Below are 18953 nucleotides of genomic sequence, written 5' to 3'. Positions count from 1 at the left end.
GCAATAACTAGTAGATAGTTATTAAGTACGCTTTCGCGAAAATAGCTCCTATATCATTCCTTCTCAGGAATCAAATCCCCATTGGTGTCATAGCGTTTTATGCCTAGGCGGTTGCCTTTATTGTCGTAGGTAACCATCATTTTCAAGGTTCCATCTTTGTGGAAAGATTTCCAGACGTCTTTTTTCTTAAAGTAATCGATGCCTGCATATTCACCTTGCTCCTTGATACTACCGTTCTTGTAGAAAGACGTGTACACGCCTTTCTTGTTACCTAGCGCATCAAATTCTTGAGAGGTAAATAGCGTTCCATCTTCATAATAAATATTGAGATTGCCGGTAAAGTCACCTTTATCTGTATAAGTAGCATCTAGTCTCAAGTTGCCATTGTTGTGATATTCTGTATTACTTATAATCACACCTTCGCTGCTATAGGTAGTTTTTGATTTGAGTTGGCCATTTTCCCAATACCCTATCCAACTGCCAACACTTTGATTCTCTTTATAAACTCCTTTAGATCTTAGTTGGCCATTACTGTAATAATCCTCGTAGGGGCCATCCATACTATAGAAACCTTCACTCGCATAAGAACCTTTAGTTTGCAACTGCCCGTTGCGATAATACATTTCAAAAGGGCCTACTGGATTATCTGAACCATTAAAGGTGAGCTTAGTATCTATCGCTCCATCCTTTCTATAATAAACCCACTCACCCGTAGGAAAGCCAGCAGCATTTTTAAGCCCGACACTTTTTTTCTCACCCATATTGAAATACTCAACTACTTGGTTTTCTTGAGCGCTGGTGATGTGTGTGCTTAGGAGTAGTAGTAAGATGATGAGGTAGGAATAAGGTGGACGCATTGACACGTGTTATTTTTTTATCTGAAGAGTATGTTGATAACGATACTCGCTAGTGCGATAATGATAAAGGCTGTTTAATCTAGATCTGTTCTTGAGTAACTTTTTCTTTAACAAATTCAGTCGCTTTTTTAAAATCGTCAATACCTATTTCCGATTCTCCTAGAATGAAAGCTAAATTAGTCCCGACATCGATATCAAGAAACAGGTTATTCTCAATCACTCTATGGCTTTTGAAAACCTCCCATTTTATTTTGGCTTCATATTTATGATCTTTATATCTAAAGAAGAGGTCGTCAAATTCCCATAAGTGATTTTCATTTGACCCTTTTTGTTTAAGAATTTCCGCATTCATTAAATCTAAATAGGATTTTTTACTTTTCTGGTAAAATTTATAGTAGGTGTAAAAATTAATTAAATAATGAACTCCAATTGCGACTAGCAGAAAGCCAGTATTGTTTTCTCCATATATGATTAATCCACCAACTAGGATCATTGGAATTGCTAAGAACAGACGTTTTCTGTTATTATTAAAGTTCTTCTTCCAAGCAGTGTTGAAATTTAGAAGCATTTGTTGGTTGTAAATTTCTTCATTAAATGGAATTTCGAATATCATTTTGTTGAGTTGGTTTTGGTAGCTTATAAAATAATAGCAAACCCATGTTTTACATGGACTTGATTTTTAGCGCGGTTCTTTGTCTTACATAATTATTTTTCAACCGAGGTTTCCCAGCCATCATATTCACCATTAAAATTTTTTGCTCTCTTTCTCAAATCAGACGTGATAGGATAAATAGAAGAAATGTCTACGTTATCTACTCTAGAAATTTCTAGCTCAAAGGGAAGATTTGTTTCTTTATTAATCCCAGCATAGTGCACTATAAAACCTAGTTCAATTAATTCTGCTTTACACTTATTCATTTCTGTTTCTTTAGTAAAATAAAGCCAATGGTTAACTCTTCGTGCCTTAATGAGATCATCGCCAGCCTCTTCTAAATTTCGTAATACAGATTGGTCCGCCATATAATTTAAGGTCTCTTCATTTGGATAAAGGAAATCTAGATAGTAATCCCATTCTTTGTCCTCTTTAATGTTAAGGTAGAATTTATACTCTGGATATTTGATTTTATAGAAGCGCTCAATTTTTGAAACAATATTTTTTTGTTCTTTAATATAAAAATATTCAAGTCTCTCTCCATTATGCATAAATGACCCAACTAGTACGAAATCAGTTTCGGATTGTATTATTTCTATTAGTTCGTCAGCTGCATTGTGCAATACACTAAAAGTTTCATTCTCTGGGAATCCATTTTCTTTAGATGTTTCATAAACTAATCCAGTTATCAGAACATAATTAAAATCTTGCATTGGAGCGATATCAATTAAATCCATTCTTAACGTAGTGGAACCTGGCTTTCCATTTTCATATGATGCCATATAAGTGTCCCAATGCTCCTCTGAATTTTGTGCAATCATATGTAAAGATGTAAGTAAGAATATTAATAAGATTATAAGTAATTTTCTCATTTTTAAAATTGTGTAAGTTTCATTATAAGAAATATGCTTTTCGTGAATGTTTTAGGTTTATTCTGCTTATAATATTACTCTAAAGATTAGATATGTATCTAGCTTTTTGTTCGTGAATAAATTTTAGTTCATTTTCTTCTTCAAAGGTGAAATAATTCAAATGCAATGGATATATTTCCGCCATATTTTTAAATTCTTGTTTGATTATTTCAATATGATTTTCATTGTCGTAGATAATTAATATGTCCACATCATTGGCGACTTTTGAATTTGTCAGAATAGAACCAAATATTAAACAATCAAATTTTTCAATTTTTGACTCTAAAATTTTGATAACATCTCTTAAATCAGCTATTATTTCTCTCAATTCCATCTTCTATGCAATATGCTTAATAGTTGTCCCCAACTAACAACTTTAAACCCACTTGAATCTGCTAAATTGGCTGCTGAGCTCGTTATTTGGCCATTTGGATTAGATTTGAGTATAATATCAAACTTATCAAAATCATTAACCGCACTTCTCACGGATTCTATACTAATGTCGTAGTCATTTAAAGCAATTATTATAACCGTGTTAAGTCCGTATCGTTCTATTTCGTATCTTTTATTATCAAGTCGCTTAACATTATTGACTTTTTTATGTTGTTCTAGTCCTCTAACAATAAAGTGTACTTCGGTTGGTAAATAAGGATAGTTATTATTTTGATCAATTATCCTGAATAAATCGCCAAAACTACCAATCACTTTTCTTTCCTTGTCTAGGTAATCAAATACGCCACCGTAAATCCAAGCTTCCTTTACTGAGTGTAAAATAAAATCAACATTTTGCTTTTTAAGAATAGAAATAACGTTGATCAAGTTAATTTGAGATAGAGGAGTTGTTGTTACTGTAATCGATTGTCCTTCTCTTCTATTTATTCTAAGAAGAGAATCAGATATTATCTCTGTAGAAGTTACATTGTCATTATCTTCTAACTTTTCCACTATCCATTGAAATGTTGATGTTCTAGGCATAATTAGTCTTTATATATATTGCTGAATTCAGTCGGGAATCTAGTAGCATTAATTTCAATTTTATTAATATGTCGAGATTCAAAATCTAGAACGTGTTGCCGGAATAATTCTACAAAGGTTATTTCTCTCTCCAATAAAAGTGAGTAGTTTTCATCAATTATATTAATTAACATTCTGTTATTTGGTAGTATATTTTGTTGAATTTTTGACAACCAAACTTTGGGAGTTTCGCTCTCTGGATTAAATCTTGAATCTGTCAGTGGACCATAGGTTTCAAAAATGATCTTATTTTGGATTAGCAGTGGTGTGATGTTTTTCCTTGCATCCTGCCTTGTCTTATAACGTTTAATATTGAATAGTGACTTTACTCTATTACTATGATTAATTTTCCATTCCAAAATTATAGTTTTTGGAAATTCAGATTCTGCTTTATCAACCTTTGTATGGCAAGTTGGACATAATAATATAAGATTATCAAATGAACTTCTAACTTCTTTTGGAATTTGTCTATTTGCTCGTGGTCCGGTGTCACTATCACTTATTATGTGAGCCATTTCAGCTATATGGAATTCTGATTCACCAACAGTTAAAAACAAATTAGTATTACAGCTAGGATTTTGGCAGTATCCCGCCGAATCAGCAAATAGCATTAGTTTTGTGTGAGCGGTTGGATAGGCTCTCCCTTTTGTGCAAGTCATTTAATTTTATAAAATTTTGTATTTGATTTCATTTTCACGTAATCCACTAAAATACAACATCCCAACATACCTCCTTTACGGTTTACCTTACTCTAGGTTAATTAATACAATAAATTTGTATAATTAACAGAATCGAGCTAACCAATTTAAATTTTCGCGAAAGCGCATAAAAAATCCCCACTTAAAAAGCAGGGATTTGATAGTCGGTTTTTAGGTTGTCTTTTATAGTAAGACGGTGGTGTAAGACTGTTTTTTAAATTTACTTGAGAGTATTTCATTATTTATTAACTAATACGAAAAAACTATTGTTTAGTATAAACTCCATTCCCTATCGCGTTCCAAGTAATTTCTGTTTCGGAAACTCTTGTGAAAGAAAAAACTGTAGTTTGGCCTGCTGGAAAATTAGAAGTAAGCTTGTATGTGTCTTCTGAAAATTCTTCATTAGTAGATACATCTTGACCTGATCCTATGAATATTTCTAATTGACCTCTTTGACTTATTTCAAGAGCAGGTTGAAGAAGAATTACGTCATTTGTTGTAAAACGAAAGCCAGATCCATTTGTAACTGTGTTTTCGATTAACCATGTTCCTTGTATCCAACTTGGTGGATTGATTTGAATCTGAGAATCCTGTGAATCTCCATCGTCGGTTGAGCAGCTAAAACTGAATAATATCACTATTAGGAAAAAGAAAGCATTTTGTTTCATTTTAAAGTTTTTGTTTGATAATTAATTTAACCTTAAATGGCTTTGACGAAATTAGTACTTCCAATTGTCTAGACTATACGGGATTCCTCATTTAGAGTTAATTAATTCAATAAATATGTATAATTAACAGCATCGAGCTAACCAATTCAAATTTTCGCGAAAGCGCATAAAAAAATCCCCACTTAAAAAAGCAGGGATTTGATAGTCGGTTTTTAGGTTGTCTTTTATAGTAAGAAGGTGGTGTTAGTCTGCAATGGTTACAAACAAACCTTCGTCTGTTTTAGAAACTTTGGCAGCGCCTAGTTTGGTAAGACCTTTAAGGCCTTTGTCCCATCCTTTATTACTTAAACCTGCTGCAGCTTTGAGTGCACCAAGTTCTTGCGGGCTTTCCTTTTTAAGGAGGTCGTAAATTGCTTTTTCGTTCTCGTTAAGATCAAGAGCCTTCTTTTCTGGTTTCATCTGTGGGAAGAACAGTACTTCTTGTATAGACTGGTTATTAGTCAAGAACATAATCAAACGGTCCATCCCAATCCCCATTCCTGAGGTAGGAGGCATCCCGTACTCTAATGAACGCAAGAAGTCATAATCTATAGAAGCTGTTGCCTCGTCATCACCACGCTTTGCAAGTTCTAGCTGTGCCTCAAAACGCTCACGCTGGTCGATAGGATCGTTAAGCTCTGAGTATGCATTTGCAATCTCTTTACCACAAACCATCAACTCAAAACGTTCTGTAAGTTCTGGGTTATCACGGTGCTCTTTGCATAGCGGGCTCATCTCTTTAGGATAGTCTGTGATGTAGGTAGGCTGTATGTAGTTACCCTCACACTTCTCACCAAAAATCTCATCGATGAGTTTTCCTTTACCCATAGTCTCATCTACCTCGATACCCATGCCTTGTGCGGCAGCGCGTATCTCATCTTCTGTTTTATCAAGAATATCAAATCCTGTAAAGTGCTTGATACTATCTGCCATGGTTACTCTAGCATACGGAGCTTTAAAATCTACTTCGTGCTCACCAAAGGTTGCCTTTGTGGTTCCATTTACAGCAATCGCACAGTGTTCTAGTAACTGCTCACAAAACTCCATCATCCAGTTGTAGTCTTTATAAGCTACATAGATTTCCATCGCGGTAAACTCTGGATTGTGCGTGCGGTCCATCCCTTCATTACGGAAGTTCTTTGAGAACTCATACACCCCTTCAAATCCGCCAACAATAAGACGCTTTAAGTACAGCTCATTTGCAATACGCATATATAATGGCATATCTAGTGAGTTGTGGTGCGTTACAAATGGTCGTGCTGCAGCTCCTCCAGCAATAGGCTGTAGGATAGGAGTCTCTACTTCAAAATATCCTGCGTCGTTAAAGAAGTTACGCATCGCATTAAAAAGCTTGGTACGTTTTACAAATACTTCTTTTACGTGTGGGTTTACAGCAAGATCTGCATAACGCTGGCGGTAACGCATTTCTGGATCTATAAACTCATCATAGGTATTACCCTCTGCATCTGTTTTAGGTAGTGGTAATGGTTTAAGTGCTTTACTTAATAGTGTGAATCCAGTAAGTGATACCGTAATCTCACCTACTTGTGTAGTAAACAACGTTCCTTCTACACCAATGAAATCACCAAGATCCAAAAGCTTTTTAAATACCTCGTTATAATGAGACTTATCTTCTCCCGGGCAAATCTCGTCACGGTTAAAGTATAATTGTATGCGACCTTCACCATCTTGAATCTCTCCAAAAGATGCAGAACCTTGAATCTTCTTTCGCATCAAGCGACCTGCCATTACTACCTTCTCACCCTCTTTATAATCTGCGATTGCTTTCTTAGAGCTATGAGTAACGTGGTATTGTGCTGCTGGATAAGGATTGATTCCCATTTCGCGCAAGCGGGATAATTTTTGACGGCGTACTTGTTCTTGTTCTGACAGTTGCATACAGTAATAATTCTTTTATATTTTTTGCAAATAAGCGCTACGCATAAATAGCGGTAGAGCGGCGCAAAGATAGTAATAGCCCGCTCAGAAATCAACATTGTAACAATCTGAAAATTATGTCGTCTTATTAAGTACATCAATCAACCTTTCCTACTGAAGGATAGGATCAAAAAAACTTCACTTATGAGTATCTGGCGCGTCTTACTTGCCATCTTTTTTCCACCACTAGCTGTAATAGGCAAAGGATGTGGGTCTGTATTAATAGTTTTCTTACTTTGGCTCTGTGGCTGGGTGCCTGGCGTAATTGCAGCACTCGTAATATTAAATAATCCAAAAAAATAGGAATGAGTAAAAAGGTTTATGGACTGCTAGTAGTACTCTTAGTGTTACTGGTGAGTTGTAGTATGCATGAGCGTATTGTGTTTAATGAAGACATGGGAGGTCGTTATGAGTCTAAATTTGACCTATCACAAATCATGGCAATCGCTGCTCAAAGTGGAGCAAGTAACCCAGAAAAGAAGAAGGAGAAAATGGATACCACGATGGTGTTTAATGACTTTCTAGAAATCTACAAGGATAGCATCGCCACATTACCAGCTGCACAGCAGGAAAATGTGAAAGCACTTAAAGACTTTGCTATGAATATGAACATAGACGAAGAGAACGGGGTGATGGTACTCACTGTCATAAAAGACTTTGAAGAGTTTAAGGAGATAGAGCGCATCGCATATGATGTAGATAAAGTATTTGAAAGCGCAAAGAAAACCACACCAGGCGGAGAGCAAGCAAGTAGTAGCCCAGCAAATAGTATGCTGAGTACAAACAAGGTGATCTATACTTTTACCGATAATACCTTTAGAAGAACAGACCCTAAAGCGCTATCAAGACACCTAGAAGGCAGCAGCGAATTATCTGAAAAGACGAGACAAGACGTAGAGGATGCCGTTTTTAAAGATGAGAATGGAGAAGCCGAAAACAATATGATGAAAGAGATGGTACTAGGTATGGACGAAGTACTAGATCAATCTACTATGCAACTAGAATACGTATTCCCAAGAAAAGTAATCTCCGTATCTCAAGAAAACGCAATAATCTCAGAAGATGGCAAAACAGTAACCTTCTCCATAGACTATAAAACCCTACTAGAAGGAACAGACAAGACCTTAGAAAACTTTGAGGTGGTTCTTGAGGATAAATAAGTCACGATAATTATTATAAAGACCTTCTACTATATGGTAGGAGGTTTTTTTAGTTTTTAAAAGATTTCCCCGTCCTTGAAGGGTGGTTTTTTCACAACTCGCGGACATCTCCCCAACCCCTCTTCGAAGAGGGGCTTCAATTTTTGCAACTTCGTTGCAATTTTTATGTGAGTATTTCTGTTTGTGGAGAGATGTTTTCAAAAAGCCTTCCCAACCCTAAAGGGTGGCTTTTTTATTTTTTACAAGCCGAAAACATCTCTCCAACCCCTCTTCGAAGAGGGGCTTTTAATTTTAGCAACTTCGTTGCAATTCTCATGCGAGTGTTCCCCTCTTTGAAGAGGGGTTAGGGGAGATGTTTCATAAGAGTAATCACACACACACCTACGGAGGCTATAGTAGATTTTTACAATCAGTTCTTGTCAAACAAAGATTTTTCCACCCTTCAGGGTCGGGGAAAAGAAAAATTAAAGAACTACTAAAAAAGCTTTCCCCAACCCTAAAGGGTGGCTTTTTTATTTTTTACAAGCCGAAAACATCTCCCCAACCTCTCTTCGAAGAGGGGCTTTCATTTTTTGCAACTTCGTTGCGATTCTCATTTGAGTGTTCCCCTCTTTGAAGAGGGGCTAGGGGAGATGTTTCATAAGAGTAATCACATACACCTACGAAAGCTAGAGTAGGTTTTTACAATCAGCTCTTGTCAAATAAAGATTTTTCCACCCTCCAGGGCGGGGAAAAGAAAAATCGTTGTATGCACTTCTTAAGAAAAAGGGATTTTTAAAAGTTGAGATATTTTTTTATGTTTCTGCGTACCTTTGCGCCGTGAATAAAAATATCATTTTACAGGACCTCGGAAATCGAGATTATAAGGAAACTTGGGACTACCAAGAGACGCTTTTTAAGAAAACGGTGGAGATGAAAATTGCCAACCGTAGACAAAATGCAGGACTGGTAACTCCTAATCATTTCTTGTTTGTAGAGCATCCTCATGTCTTCACATTAGGCAAGAGTGGTGATCTTTCTAATTTGCTTGTCAGCGAAAAAGAGCTTGCCGAGAAAAAAGCTAGTTTCTATAAGATTAATCGCGGCGGAGATATCACGTATCACGGTCCGGGACAAATTGTAGGGTATCCTATTCTTGATCTTGATAGTTTTTTTAGAGACATTCACAAATACCTGAGACTACTAGAAGAGATGGTAATTCTCACCCTAGATGAATACGGACTAAAAGCCGAACGTTCTCCAGGAGAAACGGGTGTGTGGTTTGATGTGGGAACTCCGTTTGCACGTAAGATTTGTGCTATGGGTGTACGTGCTAGTCGCTGGGTAACCATGCACGGATTTGCATTAAACGTAAATGCAGACTTGGGCTACTTTGACCTGATGATTCCTTGTGGAATAAAAGACAAAGCAGTGACATCTCTTAATGTAGAGCTAGGAAAGGCAAGGGTAGATGAGGCAGAGGTAAAAGAGAAATTACTTAAACACTTTACAGCGCTCTTTGAAGCCAACTTCATTACCCCAGAAGCGGGCGCGGAATATATATAAGGACGACGCGCTAGTTAATCTTGTAAATCAATACCGAGTTACTACCTCCCTGAGTTACAAAACCTAGAGACTTATTGCTTCGTAAAAAGCCAACATCTGCCTTAGAAGTTCCATAGATAGGAAAGTTAGGTAGTAATACGCCTTTATTATCATAGATATAGACTTCGCTAGATTCTGTATTGGTGATAGCAATGTATTGTGATTTTCCAGTGCTTGAGATGCTAGGTGAAGTATAGGTGCCAAAGGCAATCTCTCTCTTCTTACCATTTACCACAAGATTGTTTTCTCTCAAACCTACTTTCAATTTATCCTCAATAGCGATTTTTGAATCAGATTGAAAATCTGAAATACTCTGGGTAAGCTTCCCAGAAGTGTTAATACTCACTTTTTCACCATTAACTGTAAAGGTTTCAAAGTTGTTGCCGTACTTATAAATAGGAGTATCTCCAAAGTTGATTTTTTCTTTTACATCAATTCGCGTTTTTCCTGTTCGGTTTAAGATGTGCAGCTTCCCGCTATTCTCGGCAATCGTGATATAATCTTTGTTACCTATGCGCATATGTGCTGGAGGATATAAAATTGCACTTCCTGCTTCTGTAAAGGTAAAACCTGAAACAGCCTTTGCATTTTTATCATACATCAGGACTTTATCATTTTGTACGATGACAAAACGGTAATTACTGTTATTGTCATAGTCGAAGATAGAAAGCGGTTGCGTGATGTTATCTTTAAAAGAGAGCGGATAAGGACTCACTTCTTTACCATTACGATCCAACACATAAAATGAAGACGGCGTCGTAAAAGCAAGTTGCAATCTGCCATTACGATATAAATCAATCTGCTGCACGTTACCTAGTATTTGACCATCTAGGTCTTTTTGCCACAATACTTTTCCTGCATTACTTATTAGATATAGCGTGTTGTTTATGTCTTGAACCACTACATCCTTTCCATTAGTACGATGATTTGTTACTAGCTGCGGCGTCATTGTGATGTCTGCACTTAGTTTCACATTGGCAATTTGAGCAATATTTGCATCTGTAGTAGCCTCATCGTTCTTGAGAATTGCCATATTTAGTAGCAAATAGTCTTTTTCTTGTATGAGTTGTAGCGCACTATAATCATAGCCATCCAGAGTGATATCCTTTAAAACTTTTTGACCATCTTCTGAGGCGAGCTCTTTAAATGCATTACTGCCCAGGCTTGAAATGTATAAATAACTAGAGGCGCGACTTAAAGTGCTTTCCGTGTTCTGGAAGGTAGCGCTGTTAGATAAGGTTGCTTTATTTTGGTAGTTGGCAATCACAGTTTCTAGCGATTCTTGATTTTCGGCAAAAAGATAGAAGTCATCTATCGATGCATACAAGGTAGGAGATGAGAGGTTGAGTATCGGTGAGTACGCTTTCGCGAAAGCGGAACCCATATTAATCTCATAGATGGAAACCTTTCTAAACTCGGCTTTTTCTGAAGCGCTCGCAAGTTCATTGCCGGTAACCGTAATATCTGTAGAAACTCCTACTATTACTTTTCCTTTAGGCAGATGAATCATTCCTACCTCTGAGAAACTAGCAAAAAGATCTTCACGTGCAAGCGTGTATTTAGAGAGGTCTAGTTTTAAAAAATCTGCTTTACTAGATTTAAACTGCTGCCAGTCGTCATAGGTGATAGCCTCTACAGCAATTGCAGCGGTAGGAGTAATAGATGCAATTCTATTCACTACGGGTTGTGTGTCTTTAAGTAAACTCAATCTTTGTGATGTAGAATCTTGCACCAGCGCAACACCACTCAGTCTGATGTCATTGTTATCCAAGTCAACATCTGCGGCAGTCCAAGAAAACGAATTTTTAAGCGCATTTGCTGTTGCATTAGGAAATAGACTCTTATACAAGCTAGCACCTTCTGATCCTCTTATAAATATAGAAGCCGTAGCGCTATTGCTAGAAGAGGTGTATGCTTTTTCAAAAAGGTCATCTTCATAGATGTCTGTATTATCCTCTCTCAATACATTTTCTAAAAGGATTTTTGATGTACTAGCAATGAGCACGTCCTTATATATAAGATAATGTGCGGTTCCGCCTAATGTTTTAATAGTAGGGTCCTTAAGTGCTGCTTCTTTCATTAGTAGCGAGTCTCCTTTAAAAAGAGACGCATGTGCTTTTGTGATCATACTAATGTCATAGTCATTACGGCCTAGTTTTGTATAACACAACAAGGTCTCGCCGTCTGGTTGTATGTCTTTAAACAATGTCTGCCCTTTAACTAGGGTTTTATAAAGTGCCGTAGGAGCTAGCTCTTGTATAAGGTCATTATTTACAAGTGCACTTTTAAGATCCTTAAAGTCATTAGTCTTTATGACAACCGCCGCTTTGCGAGGTATATATTTAGTAAGAGAAGATGATGCCTTTGGTTTAGTATCGCAACTAGCGAGAATAATAAGGCTAAAAAGTATGTAAAAGAAAGATTTCATAAGTGCGCTTAAGGTGGTTTCAAAAATACAACCTCAGTCTTGAGAACTTCTTGAGAACCTCATATTGTTATTGACTACTTTTTAAACAAGGGATTAGCTGTTATTCTTAAACGTAAAATCTAGTTCGTATTGTTCTGGAAGTAACTTAAAGCTCTTGCGATGATACTTTGTAATACCATATCTGCGTATAGCCTCTCGATGTTCCTTGGTGGGGTATCCTTTGTTTTTCTTCCAATTGTACATAGGGAACTCTTCGTGTATGAGATTCATATATTCATCACGAGCAGTTTTTGCAATAATAGAGGCAGCAGCAATAGGCAAATATTTTCCGTCGCCTTTTATAACAGTGGTGTGGTCAATCTTAGGAAAAGGTTTAAACCGATTGCCGTCTACAAGAATGTGTTGTGGTTTTTTTTGCTTTCGCGAAAGCGTACTTATCATACTTTCAATACTGCGGTGCATTCCTAAGATGGAAGCATTAAGGATATTAATATCATCTATCTTACTCATCATTACATGAGCAAATCCATAAGCAATTGCTTCTTCTTCTATAATAGGTTTGAGTAATTCACGTTTCTTCTCTGTGAGAAGTTTAGAATCTGTAAGTATCTCGTTAATGAAGTCATCTGGAAGCATTACGGCAGCAGCAGTAACGGGGCCTGCGAGGCAGCCTCGGCCAGCTTCGTCCGTGCCACATTCTATGAGATGAGTATGATATTTGAGTTTAAGCATCTTTGTGGAGCTGAAAATACGAGGTTCGAGGATAAAAATGTAATTTTGACGCTATAATTTTTTTGTATGAGAGGAGTTTTGATTTTATTATTTTGCCTGTTGCAAACCATGCTTTTTGCGCAAATTTCTCGAATTCCTACTAAAGGGTCATCTACAGGCATTATACAGCAAGACGACAACAATGATCCTCTTAATGCCAGAGAGGTTTCTTCTACTAACATCAAGAAGTTTGAAAGACCACCCGTCGAAGATTATAAAATCATATCGATTGCTAGAGATACTACGCATGTAGATACTACACTTAATATAAAGAAGGATTACAAATTTAATTACCTGCGTAAAGATAGATATGGCTTATTACCATTTGCAAACACAGGGCAAACTAATAACACGCTCATCTATAACTTTAATAATAGACGTACTACACCAGGATATATAGCACAGGCTAGACATTTTGCATATATGGAGGTAGAAGATATCAATTACTATCATCTACCTACGCCGCTTACAGAATTGTTTTACAGAAGTGCCTTTGAGCAAGGGCAGCAGCTAGATGCATTCTTTACCTTAAATATACATCCACGACTTAATATGTCTATTGCATATAAAGGAGTGCGTAGTTTAGGGAAATATCAAAACGCCTTAACGAGTTCTGGTAACTTTAGATTTGCCGGAAGCTATCGTACTAAAAACGATAGATATCATATAAGAGCACACTGGGTTGCACAAGATTTATTAAATCAAGAAAACGGCGGACTTACAGAGCAAGGTATAGAGCAGTTTAATAGTGGTGAAGGCGACTTTAGTGATAGGTCAAGATTACCTGTAAACTTTGAGGATGCAGAAAATATACTTGATGGGACACGCATATATGTTAACCATCATTATAATCTTGTACAGAAAAAAGATAGCCTCAAGGATTATAGTCTTAGAGTAGGGCATATTTTTAATAGTGAGAATAAGTTTTATACTTATAGACAAGATGCGGCAAATGCAATTTTTGGTGATGCATTTAGCCAGACTAGTTTTTCAGATAGAACAGATCACGAAGAAACCTATAATGAGATTAATGCTGTTTATGAAGATAAAAAACTAGGGCAACTCAAGTTTCAAGCAAATGCCTTGTATTATGATTATGGATATAACGCAGTGCTTATTCAAGATGCAGATGGAGATGGTGTTTCTGAGCGTGTTCCTAATAGATTGCAGGGAACAAACATTGCTGTAGGTGGAGCCTACAAAAATAGGATTGGAGGATTTGATATAGAAGGAGAGGCACAGGTAAATGTGGTAGGTGATTTTGATGGGTACAATATATATGGAGAAGCGGGATATTCGATAGCAGATGATAAGCGATTCTCTGTGAGTATTCTCAGTAATGCAAGACAAGCTAGTTTTAACCACTTACTGTTTCAGAGTAATTATTTAAACTATAACTGGTCTAATCAAGACAACTATGCTACGGTAAAAACAAATACACTAGCAGCACAACTAGACGCAAAGAGTCTCGTAAATCTTGAGGCGTCTGCATCTACTATAAAGGATTACGCATATTTTGGACTTGGAGAAGACGGGCTTGTAGAGTCTCGTCAATCTGGAGAAGCGGTAAATCATTTAAAGATAAGTGCAAATAGAGATATCAAGTTTGGTAAGTTTAACCTCGATCTTACGGCCACGTATCAAAATGTAACAGGGGCAGAGGGTGTACTCAATGTTCCAGATGTAGTAGGGAGAGGTAGTTTTTACTTTACAGACCGTCTCTTTAAGAAAGCATTGTTTCTTCAGACAGGTATCACAGCAAACTACTTTACTAAGTATAATCTCAATGGTTATGATCCTATCTTAGCCGAGTTTTATGTTCAAAACACAGAAGAGCTAGGTAACTTCCCATTATTGGACTTCTTTATTAATATGAAAGTCCGCCAAACACGAATTTTTATAAAAGCAGAACATTTCAATAGTAGTTTTACTGGAAGCGACTTTTACAGTGCCCCTGGATATCCATATAGAGACTTTAATATACGTTTTGGTATCGTGTGGAACTTCTTCTTATAGATGGTTTACGCTTTCGCGAAAATTTCTAGGGTAGTTTTTGCAGCTATTTGATAGTAGCTGAGGTAGGAATTGCTAGTTTCTTTAAGTTTATGGACTGTAAAATAGAGTTCTTTTATGGTTGTTAAGGTGTCAATGAAATTATTTTAAAAGCTACTTCTTGTATTTACAGTGAGTTGCATATTTCCTTAAAATTTTCTTAAGAATATTCTTGTCAGATTAGAACTTCGGTGTATCTTTGCCATCCGCTTAACAGCAAGCGGTTGTTCTTTTAAATGTCTCAAAAAGTTTGTTTTTATTTCTTCAAATTATTTTTAAAAAGATAGTTTGTGATTAGGAAAAAGGTTGTAGTTTTGCAGCCGCTAATAAATGGAGGTTATTTGGGAGTTATGTTCATTACGATTGTTACTTAGTGTTAGAGGTTGAAAATTAAATTTTCGATTATTTTTAAGATTAAGTTGTGAGTTTAAAAAACAGTTGTATATTTGCACCCGCTTAGAGAAACAGTAACATATCTAGCGAAGTTCAAAAGTTTTTATTAAGATGTTTTGGAAGATTAGTTATTCTAATTTGAGGTTCGAATCCTTAGCATTTACAAGAGTTTTCTGCTATTAATAGTGGTAGAGAAAGTTCATTGATTTATTGAATTGACAGCGCGTATTAATACCTTCGGGTATTATTACAAAGAATTTGAAAACTAGAAGTTTATTATTGACCAGATATTTCGAGTCGTGAGGAGTTAAATTTATTTACAATTCACGATGAAGAGTTTGATCCTGGCTCAGGATGAACGCTAGCGGCAGGCTTAACACATGCAAGTCGAGGGGTAACAGAGGTAGCTTGCTACTTGCTGACGACCGGCGCACGGGTGCGTAACGCGTATAGAATCTACCTTATACTGGGGGATAGCCTTTGGAAACGAAGATTAATACCCCATAGTATGTTTGAATGGCATCATTTGGACATTAAAGTTTCGGCGGTATAAGATGACTATGCGTTCTATTAGTTTGTTGGTAAGGTAACGGCTTACCAAGACTACGATAGATAGGGGTCCTGAGAGGGAGATCCCCCACACTGGTACTGAGACACGGACCAGACTCCTACGGGAGGCAGCAGTGAGGAATATTGGACAATGGAGGCAACTCTGATCCAGCCATGCCGCGTGTAGGAAGACTGCCCTATGGGTTGTAAACTACTTTTATATGGGAAGAATAAGGTCTACGTGTAGACTGATGACGGTACCATAAGAATAAGCACCGGCTAACTCCGTGCCAGCAGCCGCGGTAATACGGAGGGTGCAAGCGTTATCCGGAATCATTGGGTTTAAAGGGTCCGTAGGCGGGCATATAAGTCAGTGGTGAAAGTCTGTGGCTCAACCATAGAATTGCCATTGATACTGTATGTCTTGAATTATTGTGAAGTGGTTAGAATATGTAGTGTAGCGGTGAAATGCTTAGAGATTACATAGAATACCGATTGCGAAGGCAGATCACTAACAATATATTGACGCTGATGGACGAAAGCGTAGGTAGCGAACAGGATTAGATACCCTGGTAGTCTACGCCGTAAACGATGGATACTAGTTGTTTGGCTTTCGGGCTGAGTGACTAAGCGAAAGTGATAAGTATCCCACCTGGGGAGTACGTTCGCAAGAATGAAACTCAAAGGAATTGACGGGGGCCCGCACAAGCGGTGGAGCATGTGGTTTAATTCGATGATACGCGAGGAACCTTACCAGGGCTTAAATGTAGATTGACAGGACTAGAGATAGTTTTTTCTTCGGACAATTTACAAGGTGCTGCATGGTTGTCGTCAGCTCGTGCCGTGAGGTGTCAGGTTAAGTCCTATAACGAGCGCAACCCCTGTGGTTAGTTGCCAGCGAGTAATGTCGGGAACTCTAGCCAGACTGCCGGTGCAAACCGTGAGGAAGGTGGGGATGACGTCAAATCATCACGGCCCTTACGTCCTGGGCCACACACGTGCTACAATGGTAGGGACAGAGAGCAGCCACTGGGCGACCAGGAGCGAATCTATAAACCCTATCTCAGTTCGGATTGGAGTCTGCAACTCGACTCCATGAAGCTGGAATCGCTAGTAATCGGATATCAGCCATGATCCGGTGAATACGTTCCCGGGCCTTGTACACACCGCCCGTCAAGCCATGGAAGCTGGGGGTACCTGAAGTCCGTCACCGTAAGGAGCGGCCTAGGGTAAAACTGGTAACTAGGGCTAAGTCGTAACAAGGTAGCCGTACCGGAAGGTGCGGCTGGAACACCTCCTTTCTAGAGCTTGTCCCTGTTATTGTGCGTTATGTATTTATATGTAACAATACCAGTAATACACAGCAAACGACTTACGACCGAAAGGTCAAAATAGGTTTTAGTTTTCAATAGCTGTCGATTTAATTTTAATAAACAAGTAAATAGTAGTTAGACTTTAGTATTGAGTTTTTTACTTAAGACTATTACTTAACGACTATAGATTGTTTAATTACAGTCTCATAGCTCAGCTGGTTAGAGCGCTACACTGATAATGTAGAGGTCGGCAGTTCGAGTCTGCCTGAGACTACTGGTTAATAACTAGGCATATTTTAAAAGATATGTTTGATTGTTAGTTGTGCTTTCGCGAAAGCTTAATAAATCGTGATGTTCATTGTATTACATTTTGAAGGAAATTTTAGAAGTTGAGAATCATTACTTCGTCATTCGAAAACTGATGTCATCATCGGAATTTCATAAAAATGGGGGATTAGCTCAGCTGGCTAGAGCGCCTGCCTTGCACGCAGGAGGTCATCGGTTCGACTCCGATATTCTCCACCAAGATAGTTACTTTATAGTAGTTATCATCCTTAGGTATAAAGGATATAGTTTTTAAAAACACAGGATTCACGAGAGTGCAATACGTTTTTAGTTACATAGATCTTATACTGATTATGGGAAAACGTTCATTGACATATTGGGAAATAATTAAAGAATACGAGAAGTCGTATGTAACCTAGCCGGTTATATACGCAAGAATATGAATATAATATGATTAACTCATTATAATATAAAGGTTTATGTATTTTATACATAAGCCCTTAAAAGAGCAATAAGTACAATAAGCTAATTAAGGGCGTATGGGGAATGCCTAGGCTCTCAGAGGCGATGAAGGACGTGATAAGCTGCGAAAAGCTACGGGGATCTGCACACAAGAATTGATCCGTAGATATCCGAATGGGGCAACCCGGTATATTGAAGATATATCACCAGAAATGGGGCAAACCCGGAGAACTGAAACATCTAAGTACCCGGAGGAGAAGAAAACAATAGTGATTCCGCTAGTAGTGGCGAGCGAACGCGGATTAGCCCAAACCAGTAATGTTACGGCATTGCTGGGGTTGTAGGACCACGACATTTTGTGCTTTATGAATTAGAATACTTTGGAAAGAGTAGCCATAGACGGTGATAGCCCGGTATAAGTAAAGACAGTTACAGATAGTGGTATCCTGAGTAGTGCGGGGCACGTGAAACCCTGTATGAAACTGTGGGGACCATCCCATAAGGCTAAATACTCCTGAGAGACCGATAGTGAACCAGTACCGTGAGGGAAAGGTGAAAAGAACCCTGAATAAGGGAGTGAAATAGAACCTGAAACCATACGCTTACAAGCGGTCGGAGGTCTTCGGACTGACGGCGTGCCTTTTGCATAATGAGCCTACGAGTTACTTTAACTAGCAAGGTTAAGACTTTTAGAGTCGGAGCCGTAGCGAAAGCGAGTCTGAATAGGGCGTTTTAGTTAGTTTGAGTAGACGCGAAACCGTGTGATCTACCCTTGGGCAGGTTGAAGCTTTGTTAACCCAAAGTGGAGGACCGAACCCGTTGACGTTGAAAAGTCTTGGGATGACCTGAGGGTAGGGGTGAAAGGCCAATCAAACTCGGAAATAGCTCGTACTCCCCGAAATGCATTTAGGTGCAGCGTTGATTTATAGTTTTATAGAGGTAGAGCTACTGATTGGATGCGGGGGCTTCACCGCCTACCAATTCCTGACAAACTCCGAATGCTATAAAATGTTAATCAGCAGTGAGGGCATGGGTGCTAAGGTCCATGTCCGAGAGGGAAAGAACCCAGACCATCAGCTAAGGTCCCCAAATGTATGTTAAGTTGAAAAAACGCGGTTGGATTGCTTTGACAGCTAGGATGTTGGCTTGGAAGCAGCCATTCATTTAAAGAGTGCGTAA

Annotated in this window: 14 protein-coding genes, 2 tRNA genes and 2 rRNA genes (1 of these 18 running past the window's edge); 8 read left to right on the top strand and 10 right to left on the bottom strand. The window is 38.0% G+C overall.

Translation table 11 applies throughout. The features are described 5' to 3' along the window. Positions 1–53: 53 nt before the first annotated feature. From JM84_RS00115 to lysS, 8 genes are all read right to left on the bottom strand, one after another. Positions 54–857 (bottom strand): toxin-antitoxin system YwqK family antitoxin, encoded by an 804-nt coding sequence (locus tag JM84_RS00115; RefSeq protein WP_144782220.1) that lies wholly within the window; start codon positions 855–857, stop codon positions 54–56. A 79-nt stretch (positions 858–936) separates the two neighbouring features. Further along, positions 937–1470, bottom strand: coding sequence for a hypothetical protein (locus JM84_RS00110; RefSeq protein ID WP_144782218.1), 534 nt, complete (start codon positions 1468–1470; stop codon positions 937–939). A gap of 92 nt (positions 1471–1562) precedes the next feature. Continuing rightward, positions 1563–2330: a DUF695 domain-containing protein gene (locus tag JM84_RS00105; RefSeq protein ID WP_186439086.1), complete on the bottom strand. Its 768-nt coding sequence runs from the start codon at positions 2328–2330 to the stop codon at positions 1563–1565. A 130-nt stretch (positions 2331–2460) separates the two neighbouring features. After that, complete coding sequence (locus JM84_RS00100) at positions 2461–2754, bottom strand: nucleotidyltransferase domain-containing protein (protein ID WP_144782214.1); 294 nt, start codon at positions 2752–2754, stop codon at positions 2461–2463. After that, a complete protein-coding gene (locus tag JM84_RS00095; protein WP_144782212.1) occupies positions 2745–3395 on the bottom strand; it encodes a hypothetical protein in 651 nt (216 codons plus the stop codon). The genes JM84_RS00100 and JM84_RS00095 overlap by 10 nt, the downstream gene beginning before the upstream one ends. A 2-nt stretch (positions 3396–3397) precedes the next feature. After that, positions 3398–4093: an HNH endonuclease gene (locus tag JM84_RS00090; protein ID WP_144782210.1), complete on the bottom strand. Its 696-nt coding sequence runs from the start codon at positions 4091–4093 to the stop codon at positions 3398–3400. A gap of 302 nt (positions 4094–4395) precedes the next feature. After that, positions 4396–4770 (bottom strand): hypothetical protein, encoded by a 375-nt coding sequence (locus JM84_RS00085; RefSeq protein WP_144782207.1) that lies wholly within the window; start codon positions 4768–4770, stop codon positions 4396–4398. A gap of 273 nt (positions 4771–5043) precedes the next feature. After that, positions 5044–6738 (bottom strand): lysine--tRNA ligase, encoded by a 1695-nt coding sequence (gene lysS / locus JM84_RS00080; RefSeq protein WP_144782205.1) that lies wholly within the window; start codon positions 6736–6738, stop codon positions 5044–5046. Between the two features lie 183 nt (positions 6739–6921). On the opposite strand from lysS, the gene JM84_RS00075 reads away from it, so the two are divergent. The 3 genes from JM84_RS00075 to lipB all read left to right on the top strand — a co-directional run bounded on the left by JM84_RS00075 (position 6922) and on the right by lipB (position 9482). Beyond that, positions 6922–7080 carry a YqaE/Pmp3 family membrane protein gene (locus tag JM84_RS00075; RefSeq protein WP_013751129.1) on the top strand — a complete coding sequence of 53 codons (159 nt, stop codon included), beginning with the start codon at positions 6922–6924 and terminating at the stop codon, positions 7078–7080. A 2-nt stretch (positions 7081–7082) separates the two neighbouring features. Beyond that, entirely contained in the window at positions 7083–7937 is an 855-nt protein-coding gene (locus tag JM84_RS00070; RefSeq protein ID WP_144782203.1) for a hypothetical protein, read from the top strand. An 819-nt stretch (positions 7938–8756) separates the two neighbouring features. Then, complete coding sequence (lipB, locus tag JM84_RS00065; RefSeq protein ID WP_144782201.1) at positions 8757–9482, top strand: lipoyl(octanoyl) transferase LipB; 726 nt, start codon at positions 8757–8759, stop codon at positions 9480–9482. 10 nt (positions 9483–9492) lie between these two features. Here the strand turns inward: lipB and JM84_RS00060 are convergent, their stop codons facing one another. Both JM84_RS00060 and JM84_RS00055 read right to left on the bottom strand, forming a co-directional pair. After that, a complete protein-coding gene (locus JM84_RS00060) occupies positions 9493–11949 on the bottom strand; it encodes a hypothetical protein (RefSeq protein WP_144782199.1) in 2457 nt (818 codons plus the stop codon). A gap of 93 nt (positions 11950–12042) precedes the next feature. Next, positions 12043–12681, bottom strand: coding sequence for a ribonuclease HII (locus JM84_RS00055; RefSeq protein ID WP_144782197.1), 639 nt, complete (start codon positions 12679–12681; stop codon positions 12043–12045). Positions 12682–12747: 66 nt separating this feature from the next. Here JM84_RS00055 and JM84_RS00050 point away from each other — a divergent pair, with 66 nt between their 5' ends. The 5 genes from JM84_RS00050 to JM84_RS00030 all read left to right on the top strand — a co-directional run. Continuing rightward, complete coding sequence (locus tag JM84_RS00050; protein WP_261375673.1) at positions 12748–14736, top strand: putative porin; 1989 nt, start codon at positions 12748–12750, stop codon at positions 14734–14736. Between the two features lie 755 nt (positions 14737–15491). Continuing rightward, a 16S ribosomal RNA gene (locus JM84_RS00045) occupies positions 15492–17015 on the top strand. A gap of 212 nt (positions 17016–17227) precedes the next feature. After that, positions 17228–17301 (top strand) — tRNA-Ile (locus JM84_RS00040). Positions 17302–17475: 174 nt separating this feature from the next. Next, positions 17476–17552: transfer RNA gene (locus JM84_RS00035), tRNA-Ala, on the top strand. Positions 17553–17831: 279 nt separating this feature from the next. Continuing rightward, a 23S ribosomal RNA gene (locus JM84_RS00030) occupies positions 17832–18953 on the top strand (it continues 1705 nt past the right edge of the window). Together the 16S and 23S rRNA genes with 2 tRNA genes alongside form the textbook arrangement of a ribosomal RNA operon.

The organism is Dokdonia sp. Hel_I_63 (assembly GCF_007827285.1).
In the GTDB taxonomy this organism is placed as follows: domain Bacteria; phylum Bacteroidota; class Bacteroidia; order Flavobacteriales; family Flavobacteriaceae; genus Dokdonia.
The sequence above is the reverse complement of the archived record's forward strand: the minus strand, read 5'-3'. Positions and strand labels throughout refer to the sequence as shown.

Bases quoted from the DNA above. Each gene is read 5' to 3' on its own strand.
- JM84_RS00060 (WP_144782199.1), bottom strand. From the start codon at position 11,949: ATGAAATCTTTCTTTTACATACTTTTTAGCCTTATTATTCTCGCTAGT.
- JM84_RS00095 (WP_144782212.1), bottom strand. From the start codon at position 3,395: ATGCCTAGAACATCAACATTTCAATGGATAGTGGAAAAGTTAGAAGAT.
- JM84_RS00075 (WP_013751129.1), top strand. From the start codon at position 6,922: ATGAGTATCTGGCGCGTCTTACTTGCCATCTTTTTTCCACCACTAGCT.
- lysS (WP_144782205.1), bottom strand. From the start codon at position 6,738: ATGCAACTGTCAGAACAAGAACAAGTACGCCGTCAAAAATTATCCCGC.
- JM84_RS00070 (WP_144782203.1), top strand. From the start codon at position 7,083: ATGAGTAAAAAGGTTTATGGACTGCTAGTAGTACTCTTAGTGTTACTG.
- JM84_RS00110 (WP_144782218.1), bottom strand. From the start codon at position 1,470: ATGATATTCGAAATTCCATTTAATGAAGAAATTTACAACCAACAAATG.
- JM84_RS00115 (WP_144782220.1), bottom strand. From the start codon at position 857: ATGCGTCCACCTTATTCCTACCTCATCATCTTACTACTACTCCTAAGC.
- JM84_RS00090 (WP_144782210.1), bottom strand. From the start codon at position 4,093: ATGACTTGCACAAAAGGGAGAGCCTATCCAACCGCTCACACAAAACTA.
- JM84_RS00105 (WP_186439086.1), bottom strand. From the start codon at position 2,330: ATGATTGCACAAAATTCAGAGGAGCATTGGGACACTTATATGGCATCA.
- JM84_RS00050 (WP_261375673.1), top strand. From the start codon at position 12,748: ATGAGAGGAGTTTTGATTTTATTATTTTGCCTGTTGCAAACCATGCTT.
- JM84_RS00100 (WP_144782214.1), bottom strand. From the start codon at position 2,754: ATGGAATTGAGAGAAATAATAGCTGATTTAAGAGATGTTATCAAAATT.
- JM84_RS00055 (WP_144782197.1), bottom strand. From the start codon at position 12,681: ATGCTTAAACTCAAATATCATACTCATCTCATAGAATGTGGCACGGAC.